Annotated in this window: 15 protein-coding genes; 8 read left to right on the plus strand and 7 right to left on the minus strand. The window is 63.5% G+C overall.

Annotated elements, in window-relative coordinates; genetic code table 11:
- Nucleotides 1-84 precede the first annotated feature (84 nt).
- Nucleotides 85-690 carry a phosphoribosylglycinamide formyltransferase gene (gene purN / locus GC162_19645; GenBank protein ID MBI1370853.1) on the minus strand — a complete coding sequence of 202 codons (606 nt, stop codon included), beginning with the start codon at nt 688-690 and terminating at the stop codon, nt 85-87.
- Between purN and GC162_19650 the strand changes: the two genes are divergently transcribed.
- The 3 genes from GC162_19650 (at nt 666) to GC162_19660 (ending at nt 3,358) form a co-directional block, all read left to right on the plus strand.
- Complete coding sequence (locus GC162_19650; protein MBI1370854.1) at nt 666-1,649, plus strand: tRNA glutamyl-Q(34) synthetase GluQRS; 984 nt, start codon at nt 666-668, stop codon at nt 1,647-1,649. The genes purN and GC162_19650 overlap by 25 nt on opposite strands.
- Nucleotides 1,634-2,107 carry a DUF192 domain-containing protein gene (locus GC162_19655; GenBank protein ID MBI1370855.1) on the plus strand — a complete coding sequence of 158 codons (474 nt, stop codon included), beginning with the start codon at nt 1,634-1,636 and terminating at the stop codon, nt 2,105-2,107. Before GC162_19650 ends, GC162_19655 begins: the two co-directional genes overlap by 16 nt.
- Before the next feature lie 168 nt (nt 2,108-2,275).
- Entirely contained in the window at nt 2,276-3,358 is a 1,083-nt protein-coding gene (locus tag GC162_19660) for a SpoIIE family protein phosphatase (GenBank protein ID MBI1370856.1), read from the plus strand.
- A gap of 68 nt (nt 3,359-3,426) precedes the next feature.
- Here the strand turns inward: GC162_19660 and GC162_19665 are convergent, their stop codons facing one another.
- The 6 genes from GC162_19665 to rnc form a co-directional block, all read right to left on the minus strand.
- Entirely contained in the window at nt 3,427-4,035 is a 609-nt protein-coding gene (locus tag GC162_19665; protein MBI1370857.1) for a riboflavin synthase, read from the minus strand.
- Nucleotides 4,036-4,124: 89 nt separating this feature from the next.
- Nucleotides 4,125-5,309 carry a hypothetical protein gene (locus tag GC162_19670; GenBank protein MBI1370858.1) on the minus strand — a complete coding sequence of 395 codons (1,185 nt, stop codon included), beginning with the start codon at nt 5,307-5,309 and terminating at the stop codon, nt 4,125-4,127.
- 188 nt (nt 5,310-5,497) lie between these two features.
- A complete protein-coding gene (locus tag GC162_19675) occupies nt 5,498-5,935 on the minus strand; it encodes a D-tyrosyl-tRNA(Tyr) deacylase (protein ID MBI1370859.1) in 438 nt (145 codons plus the stop codon).
- Entirely contained in the window at nt 5,932-6,909 is a 978-nt protein-coding gene (locus GC162_19680) for a WYL domain-containing protein (protein MBI1370860.1), read from the minus strand. Before GC162_19680 ends, GC162_19675 begins: the two co-directional genes overlap by 4 nt.
- Nucleotides 6,910-6,973: 64 nt before the next feature.
- Nucleotides 6,974-8,620, minus strand: coding sequence for a hypothetical protein (locus tag GC162_19685; GenBank protein ID MBI1370861.1), 1,647 nt, complete (start codon nt 8,618-8,620; stop codon nt 6,974-6,976).
- A gap of 286 nt (nt 8,621-8,906) precedes the next feature.
- Complete coding sequence (rnc, locus tag GC162_19690) at nt 8,907-9,650, minus strand: ribonuclease III (GenBank protein ID MBI1370862.1); 744 nt, start codon at nt 9,648-9,650, stop codon at nt 8,907-8,909.
- A gap of 147 nt (nt 9,651-9,797) precedes the next feature.
- On the opposite strand from rnc, the gene GC162_19695 reads away from it, so the two are divergent.
- From GC162_19695 to GC162_19715, 5 genes are all read left to right on the plus strand, one after another.
- Nucleotides 9,798-11,753 carry a hypothetical protein gene (locus GC162_19695; protein MBI1370863.1) on the plus strand — a complete coding sequence of 652 codons (1,956 nt, stop codon included), beginning with the start codon at nt 9,798-9,800 and terminating at the stop codon, nt 11,751-11,753.
- A 30-nt stretch (nt 11,754-11,783) separates the two neighbouring features.
- Nucleotides 11,784-14,210, plus strand: a complete 2,427-nt coding sequence (locus tag GC162_19700) for a hypothetical protein (GenBank protein ID MBI1370864.1) — start codon at nt 11,784-11,786, stop codon at nt 14,208-14,210.
- 45 nt (nt 14,211-14,255) lie between these two features.
- Nucleotides 14,256-14,396 (plus strand): 50S ribosomal protein L34, encoded by a 141-nt coding sequence (locus GC162_19705; GenBank protein ID MBI1370865.1) that lies wholly within the window; start codon nt 14,256-14,258, stop codon nt 14,394-14,396.
- 74 nt (nt 14,397-14,470) lie between these two features.
- On the plus strand, nt 14,471-15,664 hold the full coding sequence (locus GC162_19710) for an FAD-binding protein (GenBank protein MBI1370866.1): 1,194 nt from the start codon (nt 14,471-14,473) through the stop codon (nt 15,662-15,664).
- On the plus strand, nt 15,661-16,941 hold the full coding sequence (locus tag GC162_19715; protein ID MBI1370867.1) for a 4Fe-4S dicluster domain-containing protein: 1,281 nt from the start codon (nt 15,661-15,663) through the stop codon (nt 16,939-16,941). Before GC162_19710 ends, GC162_19715 begins: the two co-directional genes overlap by 4 nt.
- Nucleotides 16,942-17,178 lie beyond the last annotated feature (237 nt).

Consider the following 17,178-nt stretch of genomic DNA (forward strand, 5'->3'; position numbering starts at 1 on the left):
CAGCCGCCCTCGGCTGTGTTTTTCTTCATGGATGACATTCGCATGGCCGGGGCGATCGTACTACGGGCCGATGCGGCGGGTTGTTTAAGAGCGGCGCCGATCGATGAACTTCTGAATCGCTTCCGGATAAGCGAGGCATTCCTGCTCGAAAACGCGGGCGGCGACATCGTCGGGGGTATCGGTGGGCAGGACGGGGCAGCGACGTTGGACGAGGACGGGGCCGTGATCGTAGATGTTGTCGCAGAGGTGAACGGTGCAGCCGGTTTCGGTTTCATGGTTGGCGACGACGGCCTCGTGAACGTGATGCCCGTACATGCCCTTGCCGCCATATTGGGGAAGCAGCGCCGGGTGAATGTTCATGACGCGACCGGCAAAATCATCCGGAATGCGCAGAAGCGACAAAAACCCGGCAAGACAGACGAGGTCAATATGATGCGGACGAACCAGCGACCAGATCGCATCGGAAAACGCCTGCACGTCAGCGAACTGTTTGCGGGCGACCAATTCGACATGCAGGCCGCGCTGTTTGGCGCGTTCGATGCCGGCGGCGTCGGGGCGGCTGGCGATGACAAGTTCGATCGTCGCGTTCAGCTTGCCGGCGTCGATGCGGTCGGCGATGTTGAGCATGGTGCGGCCGCCGCCGCTGATGAGCATGGCCATTCGCAATGGGGCATCGGTGCGTGAGGTCATGGCGGTATGATACTCGCGTGAACGAACTTCGCACACGACTGGCTCCCTCGCCGACGGGCGCGCTGCATCTGGGCAACGTGCGCACGTTTTTGATCAACTGGGCAATGGCGCGGCGAAACGGATGGAAGATCGTCATGCGCATCGAGGATCTGGACGGTCCGCGCGTCAAGCGCGGGGCGGATCGCGAGGCGATGGACGTGCTGGCATGGCTCGGCATCGACTGGGACGAAGGACCGACGTATCAGCGGCAAGACCTGTCACCGTATTGGGCGGCGATGCATGAATTGGCGAAGATCGGCGCGGTATATCCGTGTCGATGCACACGGACGCAGATCGAGTCGGCCCAGTCGGCGCCGCATGGCGATGAGCACGAACTGCGCTATCCGGGCACGTGCCGCGGTCACGAAGGCGAAGCGATTGCGTACGACCCGGCGACGACGGAGATCGCATGGCGCGTGTACACGCCCGATGAAGCCACGCGTTTTACCGATCTTTTCGCAGGCGCTCAGACGTTCAATATCCATCAATCCATCGGCGATTTCGTCATCGCGACGAAGGCGGGGTTGCCGGCGTATCAGCTTGCCGTGGTCGTCGATGATGCGGCCCAGCGGGTCACGCACATTGTGCGCGGCGACGATCTCATCAGTTCGACGCCGCGGCAGATGCTGCTGCGGAAACTGCTGGGCATCGCGCCGGAGCCGGAGTATTATCACCTGCCGTTGGTGCTCGGCGAAGATGGTCGGCGGCTGGCCAAACGGCACGGCGACACGCGCGTCGTCACTTACCGGCAGCGCGGCGTGACGCCCGAACGGATCATCGGACTGATGGCCCATTGGTGCGGAGGGGGCGAGCGCGAGCCGATGTCGGCGGCGACGTTCATGGAACGATTCGAGATCGATCGGCTGCCGCACGAAGCGGTGACGTACACGCAAAAGGATGAGCAATGGCTCATGCAATGAAACTCACGACGCTCGCCCTCTTGCTGTTGCTCGTCGGCTGCAAGGAGACGCCAACCGCGCCGCCGGACAAGATTCAGGTCACGCTCGGGGGCCAGACGATCTCCCTCGAACTGGCGCTGACGGAGGCGCAGATCGAGCACGGGCTCATGGAGCGGGCGACGCTGGATGCGAATGCGGGGATGATCTTCGTGTTCAAGGACGCGGCGGTGCGCGATTTCTGGATGAAGAACTGCCTGATTCCCATCGACGTGATTTTCACGGATTCGACCGGCCGCGTCGTATCGATTCGGACCATGACCGTGCCGGACAAGGGGGATGCGCTTCCGCCGAGTTATTCGAGCTATTGGCCCGCGCAATTCGCCGTCGAGCTCAACGGCGGGCGAGCGGCGGAACTGGGGATTCATGAAGGGGATCGGCTGGATCTGCCGGTGGACGAGCTTAAGCGGCTCTCACCGTGAGCCGATCAATACTCAAGCGGTATTGGGTGAATCCGTCTGCGAGGGGAGCCGGCGCGCGTGGGTCAGTTGCTATTGATTTGCGAGAGCGAAGACTTTCGTGCGGCCGACGCGCTGGCGAAATCGGTCTTGTCGCAGTGGCCCGGGGAAGCGCGCCCGAAATTGAGATACATGGAGCCCAAGGATCTGTCCGCGCTGGACGGGCTATTCTCGAATTTTGATGCGGCGTGGGTTTATGCGGGCCAATCGGTGGAACGGGCGGCGGTGTATCGCACGCTCGGGGTGCTGGGGCCGTGGCATCTGCCGACGATGCTCAGTCGCGTCGGCGACACGCGAGCGCCGCATACGTGCATCACCGAAGGCGTGCTGGCGGCCCCGCCGGAGGCGCCGGTCAACGTACTGCTGAGCATGTTGCAGTCGCTGATGTGCTGCGGGCAGATGATCACGCCGCTCAAGCACGAACTGGCGATCACGCAGCGCCATCATCAGGGCTTGCGCGGCCAGATCGACAAGCTCGATGAAGAGCTGCGCATGGCCTCGCGGCTTCAGCGGCAGTTCCTCCCGCAGACTTTGCCGAAGCTTGACGGCATCGCGTTTGACGTTCTGTTCCGGCCGGCCGGTTACGTCAGCGGGGACATTTACGATGTGACGCAGATCGACGACCATCACCTGGGCTTCTATGTCGCTGACGCAGTGGGACACGGTGTTCCGGCGGCGCTGTTGACGATGTACATCAAAAACTCGCTGGCGCGCCGGGATTTTGAGCGACGTGGTCAGGGAATGCAGACGCCCGACGCAGCGCTGGCCCGGCTCAATCGCGAACTGCTGCTTCGGCAATCGACGACCGTGCAGTTCTGCACGGCGTGTTACGGGATCTTCAACACCACGACGCGCCGGCTCCAACTCGCCCGCGCCGGTCACCCCGCCCCGCTGCTGCTCACGCACGATGGCCGGGTCGAGCCGCTCGAACCGCAGGGTCCGCTGCTGGGCGTGTTCGAGGATGAATCCTTTGACCTGCTTGAACGCGACCTGGCTCCGGGCGATCGCCTGCTGATCTACTCCGATGGATTTGAAGTCGCGTTCGGCACGGGTGAAAAAGCAGTCGATGACCGGTACATGGATGAGCTTCAGATGCTGCGCCACGGCACGCTCAGCGAAGCGCTGGCTGCGCTGGAGCAGAAGCTTGATGTGCAGTCGGGCTCGTTGCATCAGCGCGATGATTTGACGGCGCTGATGATGGATATCGCGGCGTAGGGCACAGCACGCCGCCCGTTCGACGGGCTCAAGGTAAAAAGCGGCATCGCTCAACGACAATTACGAGATCATTTGGTCTGCGGCAGATTGTGCACGACCGCTTTCACGAGCACATCCGCTTCGAGATTCACCCGGTCGCCGGCCTTGCGGTCGCCGAGCGTGGTCAATTGCAGCGTCGTGGGAATCAGCGCGACGGCAAACGTCTTCGCGTCCGAATCGATGCGGGCGATCGTCAGACTCACGCCGTCGACGGCGATCGAACCGGTGGGAATCACGTAGCGGAAGAAGTCGGCGTCGGTGGCGATGGTGATGCGATAATCGTCGCCGGCGGTGTGAATGTCGGTGATCTTCGCGACGCGATCGACGTGCCCCTGCACGAAGTGCCCGCCGATGTGCGACGTCGGCGTCAGGCAGGATTCGAGATTGACGCGCGAGCCGGCGGCCAGGTCGCCCAGCGTCGTCTTGCCCAGCGTTTCGTGAATCACATCGAATGCCAGTACGCCCGGCGACTCCCCCGCCGCCGGGGCATGCGTGAGGCACACCCCGCTGACGGCGATCGACTCCCCGTGCGCCGGCTTGTACGACCAGCCCGCCGCATCAATGAGCAAACGAACACCGCCGAGATTCGCCCGGCGCTCGACGACGCGTCCCACAAACTGAATCAGTCCCGTGAACATTCAGAGCAGTGTAGCGAAGGTTGCCTTCGCATGCTGGTCTGAAATATCCGCGGGACTGATTCTCGGAGCACACGGGATCAGTCGGGCGTTCAGTCGAAGAGCGGCCCGATGGGCATGGCGGAAACCGGGGTGTAGAGCGTGACCCCCAGTTTGCCGGTGTTGTAGTAATGGAAGGTGTCGAGCTTGTGTGCGTTGGTGTGATCGACCGGGCCGAGCGTCATCGTCGAAATGTCGTAGGTCATCATGTATGACCCGACGAATTCCATGTCCGCCGCTTCGGTAACGGCCATCGTGTCGATCTTCGTTTCGGTCATGGCGGCGGTGTCGATCTTGTAAAGGTCATTGCCCAGATGCGTGTAGAACATCACGCCGTCCGTCGACGCGAGGCCGTGATACTTGTGCGAGAGCGTCATGATCTCGGTGACTTCGCCGGTGATCTGGTTCACAGACGCAATGCGGTTGGGCGTTTCGACCTGCACATCGTTGTTCACGATGACGGTGCCTTCGGTGATGCTGATCCACCATTTGCCCATCGCCTTGCCATTGCCGTTGACGTGGTCGTTGTAGACGCGGACCTTCATCGTTCCAGCGAAGTCGTAGGTGTTGGAGTTCTGTAAGGCGAATTCCTTGCCGTCGAGCAGGACGCCGTTCTGATTACCGTTGCCCTTGGGCTTGACATGCACGAGGGTGGCGTCGCCCTGATAGTACGTGCCGTCGCTGGACAGATTCGAGGCGTCCTTGAGGTTGTCGCGCGTGAACGTGCCGTTGGGCGTCGTGCACGAGAACTCATTGGCGTTGGAGTTGTTGGGGTTGATGTTGATGAGACCGGAGATCGTGGCGGGCGGTTTGACCTTTTCGATCTGGAGGGCGTAGACGACGTAAGGATGCGTCGCATCATGAATGCCGACCGCGCCGGTGAAGAGGCCGCCTTCGACGTCGGACTTGACGATCGTGGCGGCGCCGGTGAAGACGTTGATGTAGACAAGCTTGTTCTTGGAATCGGCGGGATTGTTCCAGAGGGCGTACATGGTCTGGAACCCGTCGAAGTAAGCCGCCGCTTCCAGGCCGGTCAGCACGGTGTTGTCGCTGGTCTTGACCTGGCCGACGGTGTTGAGCGTCTGGGCGCTGAAGTTGTACTGAAGGTAGTTGCCGTTCGTTTTATCGATGCCCAGAAGCATCTGATTGTCGAGGGCGTCTGAAGCGCTGTTTTGCGCGTAAGCGGCCGAACCCATCGACAGGGCAAGTCCGAATGCAATTTTCACGGCGAGCTTCATGGATGATCCTCTCAAAAGATACCGGCGGCGCCCACGGGCCTCTGCCGGGCGTACACCCATGAGATACGATTCAAGTGCAATTCTCACAAATGGAACGCGCGTATTTTCTGCACAAACCGACGATCGCATCATGACCCAGACGTTACAGGCGTCACAGATTCACGCGTCAGGGCGGACAATGCGAGTACTTATGGCGTGTCGACGACAAGCGTGACGGGGCCGTTGAAGCGGGCGTCGATGAGCATGTGAGCGCCGAAAACGCCGGTGGCGGTGGGGACGGACAAGACGCAGCGTCGGGCGATGAAGTCGAAGAGAGGCGAGGCGATTTCAGAGCGGGCGGCGTCGGAGAAACTCGGGCGGGTGCCCTTCTGCGTGCGACCGGCGAGTGTGAAATTGGGGATCAGCAGGATGCCGCCGGCGATGTCGACAACGGAGCGATTGAGTTTGCCGGCTTGGTCATTGAAGATGCGCAGGGCCAGCAGCTTGTCGGCGAGCCAGGTCGCTTCGCGCTCCGTGTCGCCCTCGATGACGCCGACGTAAACGAGCAACCCGGCATCGATGCGCCCGACGATCTTGTCATCGACGCTCACGGCGGCGTGATCGACACGGCAGACGACGGCTCTCATGACGCGGCGGCCTTACGATTGCGATTGAGCGCGGACTGATACACCTCGACGAGGCGGCGGCGCAGTTCGGCGGGCTTGCGGACGAGGACCTGATCGCCGTAGCCGAGCAGCCACCAGGAGATTTCGCCCAGCCCGTCGACTTCGAAAGTCATGAGGCATCGCCCGTCGTCGAGCATCTGATGCTGCTGCGTGGGGTGCCATCTGACTTCGGACACGTTGGCGGCGACCTTGGGCGTGAACTCCAACTCGATGCGATGCACCTTGCCCTCGGGAATCAGCGACCACGCCTTGCCGAGATAGCCGTCGATCGTGAACTTCGTGTCGGGCTTGAATGTGGCGTGCTCGAGTGTCATCGCGCGGATGCGGCCGAGCTTGTAGGTGCGGATATCCTTGTGCGTGCGGCTTCGTCCGATGACATACCACGCCCGCGCGGCGAAGTGCAGATGATACGGCTCGATCCGCTCGTCGATTTCCCCGCCTTCGAAAAGACTCAGATATCGCATGCTCACGACGCGATTCTGATCGATGGCGCTTTGAAGATCGGCGTAGGCGTCGTGCTCGTGATCGGCGGCGCTGAGCGAACCGGGGCGGACGGACACGCGGCTCATCATCTCGCTCGTCACATCGCGGATCGGCGCGGGCATGAGCGCGATGAGCTTGCGCACCGCATCGATCGCCGGCGCGGTCATCGGGGCGGGCTTCTGCGCGGCGGCGGTCTTGGCGAGCATCATCAGCCCCATCGCCTCGCTGACCTTGAGGTTCATCGGGGGCAGGAAGAAACTTGGCGCGACCTTGTAGCCGTCATCGTGACTGAACAGGTAGGGAATGCCCGCCGCTTCGAGCATGTTCAGATCGCGGAAGAGCGTGCGGCGGCTGACGTTCAATTCGCGCGCGAGCTCCGCGGCATTCATGCGGCAACCGCTCTGAAGCAACGTCAACAGGCGCAACACACGATGCAGACGACCGACGTTCACGGCGGCAGTTTAACAGGAATTGGAAAAGCAGGCCGCAAGCGGCTTCGCTAAACGGAGGGTCATGTCAAGCGATTTCCTGCGCCATGAGATGGTCGAGCACGCGCTGGGTGACGTCAAAAAGCGTGTCGGAGGCGAAGGGCGTCGGGGCGCTGCGGTGGCTGGAGACGGACTGGGTATGGTGGAGCCAGCGCTTCTGGCACTCCTGCATGTTCGCCACCGCCTGTTTGGCCAGCGTCGGATCGGGCCGGCGAAGGTAACGCCGGTACGCGACGAGGCCGGTGAGCAGCGCGGTGAGCGTCTGCGCGAGCGTGTGGGCATATTCGAGACTCAAGGGCAGCACGGACCCGAGCGGCTCGCTCAAGCGCGGGGCGATGCGCGCGATCGCCCGGCTGTCCTCGGCCAGTCGCTGCTCGGCGGCCTTCTTCTCGTTGACGAGGTCGTCGAGCTCGCGATCGCCGAGGCGCTGAATGATGGTCCATGCCGCTTCGGCGTCGATCTGGTCGTCCTGAATGAAGTGGGCCGAGGGATGCCACGGGTCCTTGCGGCTCCGGGCGTAGGGGGCGATGTAGAACATCTCCAGCACGTTCCTGGGCGAATCGCGCAGCACTTGAAGAATTGATTCGGCGGTCGCTTCATCTTCGATGCCCAGCCGCTCGCGCACCCACGAGCGGGCCAGCGCATCGGACGGCGCCTTGGGGTCGGCGGCGAGCTTGGGCACGGCCACGACGTTGGCGTCGATCCATACTTCCTTGTCCATCCCGATGTACGGCCCGCGCCATCCCCCGCCGCGCACCCATGCCCACAACCCCGCCAGATTCACTTTGTCGCTCACCGTGGCAAGACCCATCGCGTCCGCCACTTCCTCCATCCCGTCGCGCCAGAGCGGCGGCTGATAGTTCGGCACGGCGCCCTTGGCTTCAAATTCCCGCTGGCACTGAAGCTCGTAAATGATCGGCCGGTCGCCGCAGACGAGACTGCTGGGGTTCCACTGCTGATAGCGCCAGAAATCGGTCTGCGTGAACTTGAACGAGAGGATCAGGCGATCGTCCTTGGGAAGCTGCTCGACGACGCGCCCGCACAGCTCGGCGTTGTCGTGCATTCCGCCCGGCCGAACGTTCCAGGCGCGGACGATGAGCTTGCGATTGAGCTTGCCGACGACGAGGCCGTAGAAGTAGTTGATGAATCGCACGAGCCGATCGGCCCGGCCCATGTTGGAGCAGCGGCTGCAATGCGGCGAATAGATGTCATTGCCGATCAGGTAAGGCACCTTCGCGGCGTCATTGTCGCCGAGGCGCAGCACGATGCCGTCGACGGGATCAAGTCGGCCGACCAGCGCGTCGAGGCACTCGCCGCTCATCTCGAGAAGTTCGTCGCTCGCCGGACAAAGCATCGGCGGACGATGATTGATGCACGTCATCGCCGAGCCGACCAGTTCCTCCGCCAGACTCGGCGCGTCATAGATGAGCCACACGCCCAGGCCCGCCGCCTTGGCGTCGTCGACGGTCTTCTGCACGCCGTCGTACTGTTCGGTGACCCATTGCCGAAGATCATTGGAGCTGAGCGTCTGCGGCCCGAGCAGGCCGGAGAGGCCGGTCGTGGGATAGATGATGATGTCGGAGTAGCCGAGCTGGCGAAGCAGGCGCGGGTCGCGATAGCGCGTCTGATGCGGCTGCTCGCCGGGGTTGTCGAGGATCATGGCAAGGGTGAGCATGAGAAAGTTTTAGCAACCAATTAAGGTTGAATCCATCGCGATCAATCTCTAATTTCAAACCCGACGCGAGAAAGAAAAACCTTCTGACCATTGGGTAGGCAGTTGCCTATTTGATGCGCAAGTTTGCGATGCTCTTACTCCCTCTCCCTCTGGGAGAGGGCTGGGGTGAGGGTGGATACGGAGTATGGCGCGCTTCGAATCGGATGTCATCCGTATTCGCAGCCACCCTCACCCGGCCCTGCGGGCCGACCTCTCCCGGAGGGAGAGGTGAGAAACACATCACCATTTACCCCGCCGGCGCCGGGTCCTGCACGGTGGCGGTGCCGTCTTCGCCGATGACGACGACGCCGAGTTCGGCCAGGGCGAGCAGCGCCGCCTGTTGCTCGGCTTCCTTCTTGTTGGAGCCCCACGCGGCGGGGTAGCGACGGCCGCTGATTTGAGCGCAGACCTGGAAGCACTTGCTGTGATCGGGGCCCTTCTCGTCGAGCAGGATGTACGAAGGTAATTCCGACAAGTGCTTCTGGGCATGCTGCTGCAGGACGGACTTGAAGTTCTGCTGATGCGTCGAGGCGGCGGTTTCGGCGATGATCGGTTGCATGTGCTCTAGGATGAATCGCCGTACCGGTTCGAACCCGCCGTCGAGATAGATCGCCGCCACCATCGATTCGTACACCGCCGCCGCCAGACTCGCCGGCAGTTGATCGCGCCCGCACATGCCCTTGCCGAGCTTGAGCAGTTCGGTGAGGCCGAGTTGGTCGGCGATCATCGCGCAGACTTTGCGGCTGACGACGGCGCTTTTGATCTTCGTCAGTTCGCCTTCGAGGTATTCGGGGTAGTTGTGGAACAGGTACTCGCAGGTGACGGCGCCGAGAATGGCGTCGCCGAAGAACTCCATGCGTTCGTTGGATTGCACGCGATGCTCGGCGACGGACGCGTGCGTCAGCGCCTCGCTGAGAATGGCGGGATTGGCGAAGGTGTGACCGACAATTTCTTCGGCCCGCCGCTGAATGTCCGGATCGAGATCGTGCATCCAAACCTCAGTGTGCACGCATCCACTTCCGCAGGGACGTTGAACAGACTGCGGAGGTGGGTGCATGGACCACCTACTGAACCTTTGCGCAAATTACTGTCAGCACGCTGCCTTGTCAATGATCGGCTTCGCCGCTACGCTTGGCTTATGCATACGCGGCAAGCTTACCGATCGGGTCTGTTGTGTGCGGCTTTATGTTTGTGGCTCGGCGCCTGCACCGCGCTTCACGCCGCGCCTCCGCCGGGATTCGATCCCAAACGTCACATCAGCGTCGACGAAGTCGCGCCCGGCATGAAGGGCTACGGCATGACGGTGTTTCACGGCGTGACGCCCGAGCCCTTCGCCGTCGAAGTCGTGTCCGTCGAGCGCGGGTTCATCGCCGGCAAGAGCGTCGTGTGGATCCGCTGCCCGGATGACCGCATGCAGCTTACCGGTCCGGTGCAGGGCATGAGCGGCTCCCCGATTTACCTCTGGTCCGATGACAAGCCCGATCACAAACTCGGCGAAGGCGGGCGGATGCTCGGGGCGTTCGCCTTCGGACATCGGCTCGGCAAGGACTGCTACGTCGGCGTGCAGCCGATCGAGCAGATGCTCGAAGCGGCGGCGCGCACGAAGGCCAAGCCGCAGGAGCAGGCCTCCGCCGGGCAGGAAGCGCGCAATGCGAATCTGGCGGCGGCGTATTCGGTGGCGCGTTCGCTGAATCTTTCGCCGCAGCAGACGTGGCGCATGGACGCCATCAGCAAGCTCGTCGGCTATCAGCCCCCCGCCGCCGACGCCACCCCGGCGCCCGCGGCGAATCTTCAGCACATGATGCTCCCCGTCGAGGTGTCCACACCGCAAATGGCGAGCATGCTCAACCCTTTCTTCAATCAGATTGGCCTCGCCGCCGAGCCGACGGCGGGGATTCCCACCTCCGCCCTGCCGCCCAAGTGGATCGATGTCGACAAGGTCAAGCTCGCGCCCGGTTCCGTGTTCGCCATCCCGCTCGTGTCCGGCCCGACTGACATGGCGGCGATCGGCACCACGACCGAAGTTCTCCCCGACGGGACCGCGCTGGCGTTCGGACACCAGATGTTCGCGGAGGGCGACACCGATGTGCCGATGGCCACTGGTTTCGTGCATTACATCCAGCCCAATCTCAGCGCCAGCTTCAAGCTCGGCGGATCGATCAAGACCGTCGGCGCCGTCCTGCGCGACGAGACGGTCGCCGTCGTCGGCAAGCCGGGGGCGGCGTATCCCGTGGCGCCGATGACGGTGCATGTGCGACATCCCGCGCACCCGGAGCTTGATCGCGATTTTGACTACACCGTCGTGCATCACAGCCGGCTCTTCCCCTCGCTCGTCGCCGCCGCCGCCGGGTCCGCGCTGGAGACCGACACGACGATCCCCATGCTTAACACGCTCGACGTCGTCGCCAATATCGCTTACCGCGACGGCCAGAAGCTCGACCTGCACCAGGTCATCCCCGGCGCCAACGCCGGCGCGCTGGCGACCGCCTTCGTCCCACCCATCGCATCGACCATCGAAAATGAATTCGGCACGATGCGCGTCGATCACATCGATGCGACCGTGACGATTCGCCCCTCCGTCGAAGCCGCGTCGATCCTCAGCGCGACCGTCGTGCAGTCCACGGTCAAGCCCGGCGAAACGCTCACCGTCAACATTCGTCTGCTGCCCTACCGTGGAACCGAAATGCTCAAGCAGGTTCGGATCAAGGTTCCCGAGGACACCGCCGACGGGCAGTACAATCTGACGATCGGCGGATCACAGACCTATCAGCAGGTCCGCGCCACGCTCCGCCCGCACCTGATGCGCGCCGACAATCAGGCGGAACTGATGCAGGCCATGCAGCAGCTTCTGAACATCCGCGACGATGCGCTCTACGTCGTGCTGCGATTGAATGATACGAACAATGTGGCGATCGGCCGCAGCGAGCTGCCGAGTCTGCCCAGTTCGCGGTTGGCGCTGATGGCGGTGCCGACCTCGACGGTCACCACGCCGTTCGTCCCGTCCGTGGACGTGATCGAGCCGACGCCGTTCGTCATCCTCAATCAGATCAGTCTGCCCGTTTCGGTGCAGGAAGACCCGACCGCCAAGCCCTGAGAGGGTATTTATCCGTAAAGGAGCCGCCGCTTGTTCGCCCGATTCATCCGCACGTTGATCATCGTGTTGTGTCTGAGCCCCGCGGCACTGGCTATTCGGCCCGGCGAATGGAAGCACCAGACCGAAGCCGACTTCGCCGCCGCCACGCTCGATCACACCGTCGCCACCAACCTCGGCGAAGTCCAGCTTTCGCTCGACACCAAGGAACTCGCCCAGCTCGAGGGCGACGATTCGATCGTCTACGACATCGCCCGCCTGCCCGACGGCCGTGTGTTTCTGGCGGTCGGTCCGCACGGCAAGCTCGTCCAGCTCGACGGCGAGAAAGTCACGACCGTCGCTGAATATGAAGGCGCGCAGGTATTCAGTCTCGAAGCCACGAAGGCCGGGCTCTGGGTCGGCGTCAGCGGCGCGACCAGCAAGCTCGAACTCCGTACCGGCGACAAGATGGAGGTCAAGCAGACGATTGAGCTCAAGGATGTGCGATACGTGTGGGACCTGCTCCTGCTCGGTCAGCGCATGTTCATCGCCACCGGTGCGTCCGGTCAGGTGCTCGCCGTCGATGTCGATAAAAAGGAGCCCAAGCCGATCATCGCGCTCGACTGCGAGCAGGACAATGTGCTGTGCCTCGGCTCCGATGGCGCGGGCCGCATCTACGCCGGCACGGACGGCGATGGATTGGTGTATCGCCTCACGCCGATGAACAAGGGCGAGAAGTACGATGCATTTGTCATCTACGACGCCCCCGAGCCGGAAATCGGGGCGCTGCTCGTCCTGCCCGACGGCACGGTCTACGCCGGCACCGCCGACGCCGCGCAGGCCCGCCCCGGTCGCCTCGAAGAAGCCAGCACCGAGCAGAAGGGCCATCCCGAAAAGCTCACCAAGGAGCCGACCGAACCCAAGCTCCCCAATATCCCGCCCAAGCCCGAGCCCAAGCCCGGCGACAAGCCGCATCCCGCTGAGCCGAACAAGGCCCAGGCCCCCGCCGCGCCAGGGTCTGAAGTAGCCGAGGCCAAGCCACAGGCCCCCGCCAAGCCAACGCCCGAGCAGTACAACGAGTTGCGTGACGCTGTGGCGGCCCGGCTCGAAGAGGCCCGCAAGTCCGGCCGAATCTCCATGCAGGCCGGGTCACGCTCCGGCCCTTCCGGCGCGACCGTCGCCCGCCTGCGCAACGCCGCTGCCGGCGGCGGCTCCACCCGTCGCCCCGGCGCGGCGCCGACCAAGGAAGGCAATGCGATCTATCGCATCTCCGCCGACGGCTTTGTGCGCGAAGTCTTCCGCGAATCCGTCATGATCCTTCGCATCGTCAAGGCCGATGACACCCTGCTTGTCGCCACCGGCAATGAAGGCCAGCTCTACCGCGTCAGCCCCGATGTCGGTGAAGTCACGATTCTCGCCGACCTCGAACCGCAGCAGGTCCCCGCGCTCTTCGACCTCGGCAAGGGCGAGTTCCTCGTCGGCACCGCCAACCCCGGCCGCATCATGAAACTCACAGATGCCTACGCCCCCGCCGGCACGCTCACCTCGATCACCCTCGACGCCAAACAGATCAGCTTGTGGGGCAACCTTCAGGTGATGGCCTCGACCCCCAAGGGCACAAGCGTCGAAATCCAGACCCGCTCCGGCAACGTCGGCGATCCCGATGCCGGTTCGTGGTCCCCCTGGTCCGACCCGCAGAAGATCGACCCCACCGGCGCCAGCTACTTCAAACTGCTGAGCCCCAGCGCCCGGTTCCTCCAGTATCGCCTGACGCTCAACTCCGACGGCAAGGCCTCGCCGAGCGTCATCAGCGTGGCGCTGCGCTACCTGATGCCCAATCTCCCGCCGACGATCAACTCGATTAAGGCCGAGTACGCCCAGAACAATTCGCGCGGCGGCCCCGAAGGCGCCGAGCCCCAGCCCAAGTCCGTGCTCAAAGTCGACTGGGAGGCCTCCGACGCCAATGCCGACAAGCTGACTTACACGCTTGAAGCCAAGCCCTTCGCCACCGACGCCCCGTACATCACCATCGCCGACAAGATCGACGCCAACTCCTTCGATTGGGACACGCGGACGATGCCCGACGGACGTTACACGCTTCGCATCACCGCTTCCGACGCCGCCGACAACATCCCTGATCAGGCCCTCTCGTCCAGCCGCCGGTCCGACCCGGTGACGGTCGACAACACCCCGCCGGACGTGGGCGAACTGGCCGTCAAGACCGATGGCAAGACCGCGACCGTGTCGCTCAAGGCCTCCGACGCCCTGTCGCCCATCGCCGAGGTCCGCTACGCTCTGGACTCGGAAAAGGACTGGCATCTGGTGCTTCCGGAAGATTTGATCTACGATTCGACTTTGGAATCGGTGGTGGTTAAAATGGCGGACCTCGCGCCGGGTCGCCACGTGGTGACGGTGCGGGTGGCGGATACGCAGGGCAACACGCGCTACGTGTCGCAAACCTTCGATATCAAAGCCAAGTAACCCGTTTAGCGAGGCCGCTTGCGGCCTGCGTCCCCGGAGCCAGCCATGAGCACGCATTATCCCAAGAAGATCTCCAATCGTAAGCGGAAACGCCATTTCGGATTCCGCGCCCGCATGAAGACCCGCGGCGGCCGCAAGGTTCTCAACGCCAAGCGCCGCGTCGGTCGTCATCGTTTGAGCGCCTGACCGCCCGAATCATCGATTTCCCCAAGGCCGCGCCGCCTCAAGCAGCGCGGCCTTTTCTTTTGTATGCTCCTCGCATGTCCGAACTTGTCGCCATCCAGGGCGTCGCACCCCGACGCGTCGAATCCGCCGGCTCCATCGACGACTACGCCGCCCGCATCGCCGCCGCCGCGCAGGCCGGTGAATCGCTCGTCGACTACGGCCTCGCCCATCACGACCTCGGTCACCCCCCGCCCGCCGACTTCGTCCACATCGCCCCGCCCGCCGGCGTCCTCGATCATTACATCCCCGATATGACCGTCCGCGTCGCCGCCGGCACGTCGCTTGCCGACCTGCAGGCCGCGCTCGCTCAGCGAAACCAGTATCTGCCCCTCGACGGCGCCGCCGCGCACATGACCCTCGCCGAGATCATCGCGCACAACGTCTACGGCCCCGCCCGCGCTTCGCAGGGCAACATCCGCGATCTCCTCCTCGGCCTGCATTACGTCAACGCCGCCGGACATCGCATCAAAGTCGGCGGTCGCACCGTCAAAAACGTCGCCGGGTATGACGTGACCCGCTTCATGGTCGGCAATCTCAACACGCTCGGCCTCATTGCCGAAGCCACCGTCCGCACCGCCGCGATCCCGCCGCAGATCACCCGCCTGACCATCACCGGCGTCGCCCCCGCTTCCCTCGCCCCGCTCGTCACCGATCTGCTCCTCTCCGACGCCGCGCCGTATGCGATGCGCCTCACCGTCACCCCGCCGAATAATCCCCTGCTGCACATCACCTACGCCGACACGCCGCGCGGATGCAACGTGCGATGCGATGCGCTCAAGAACTGGCTCGTCGCTCAGCGATGGTCCATCGCGGACACGTCCCGCCATGACGACGATTTCCCCGCCGACCTGAAGCGCCAATTCGCCGATGCCGACGCGATGTTGAAACACCCCGCGCGCGTCAAGTTGATCGTCCCGCCCGCGTCGACCGGCAAGATCCTTGAAGCAATTGCGATGATGCAACCGCGTCCGACATCGCTCACCGCCCTGCCGACGCACGGCGTCATTCACCTCGCCGCCGACTGGTCCGCAGACGACGCCGCGGCGTTCGACAAATCGGCGCTGAAACTGATTGCGCCGGTGCATGGCATGCGCCTCTGGCTCCGCCGCCCCGACGGAGCCGTCGCGATTCGCCCCTTCGCGCCCCCGCAGTCCGACTGGCCTTTAATGCATCAGCTCAAATACGCGATGGACCCCGACAACTGTTTCAACCCCGGGCGATTTCCATGAGTGAAACCTCGACGACATCCCCCGCGCTTTCGCTTGACGAGCGCACGCTCAAACAGGCCCACGCCTGCGTGCACTGCGGCTTGTGTCTGCCCGCCTGCCCGACCTACACGCAGGACGGCGACGAAAACGATTCGCCCCGCGGGCGCATCCACATCATGAACGCCCTGCACGAAGGCCGCATCGAGCCGACCACCGCCGTCGTGCGCCATCTCGATCTTTGCCTGGACTGCCGCGCCTGTGAAACCGCCTGTCCCTCCGGCGTCGTGTATCACGAAATCATCGAGGAAACACGGGCGAAATTGAAGTCCCCCATCCCGCCGTCCTTCAGCGACCGCATCGTCAATTACCTGTGCCTGCACGTCATGCCCTACCCCCGCAAACTCCGCTGGGCGCTCCTCCCGGCGCGCCTCCTTCAGAAAGTCCGGCTCTACGGACTCGTGTCAAAACTCGGCGGAAACAAACTCGCGAAGATGCAGCAGATGTTGCCCGACACCGGCCCGCTCTGGCCGAAGGAACTGGCGGCGCATCATCCGGCGAATGGCGCGCCGCGCATGAAAGTCGGTTTCCTCGCCGGGTGCGTCGGGTCGGTGATGTATGGTCACGTCAATCGCATGGCCGTCGAACTGCTCGCACATCTGGGATGTGAAGTGGTCGTGCCCCCTTCGCAAAACTGCTGCGGCGCGATTCATCATCACGGCGGGCATCCCGACGTCGCCGCCGATTTCGCCAAGCGTAACATCGAAGCGTTCGAAGGATGCGACCGAATCGTCAACGCCATCGCCGGTTGCGGCGCGATGCTCAAGGACTACGGTCATCTGCTGCGCGACGACGCTGCATGGGCCGACCGGGCCGCCGACTTCGTGAAGCGCACGCGCGACATCAGCCAGTTGCTTGCCGAGCTGGACCCGCCGGCCCCGACGCACCGCGTAAGCATGACAGCCGTGTATCACGATGCCTGTCACCTGGCCCATGCCCAGAAGATCACCGCCGAGCCGCGCCGTCTGCTTGCAAAGGTCGAGGGTTTGCGACTGATCCCGCTCGCCGAGTCGGACATGTGCTGCGGTGCCGCCGGGACCTACAACCTTCAGCAGCCGGCGATGGCGACCGATCTGGGATCCCGGAAGATTCGTCACATCCGCACCACCGGCGCAGGCATCTGCATCACCGGCAACGTCGGCTGCGCCATGCAGATTCAGTCACAGGCCCGCTCCGAAGGCCTCGCCCTGACCGTCCTTCACCCCGTCGAAGTCCTGCACCGGGCGTACCTCGGCTCGTGACCACATTGGCTCCCGGCACGCCATTCTGGTGTGCCACATTGGTCACTCCCTCGGTCCATCTCTCTTCGCACCCCCGCTGGCGCTCTTGAAACAGCAATTCTCGTTTGGCACGCATCTTGCTTTACCTATTTCCATCGTTCTGCGCCTTTTTTTCTCTCCTCCGCCCGTGACACAGTCCTGCAACGGGAACTGACACGGGCTTTTTTACGCGCCCAACTCGAAAGCGCAGGGATCGCC

Source organism: Planctomycetota bacterium, from assembly GCA_016125255.1.
GTDB lineage: Bacteria > Planctomycetota > Phycisphaerae > Phycisphaerales > Zrk34 > RI-421.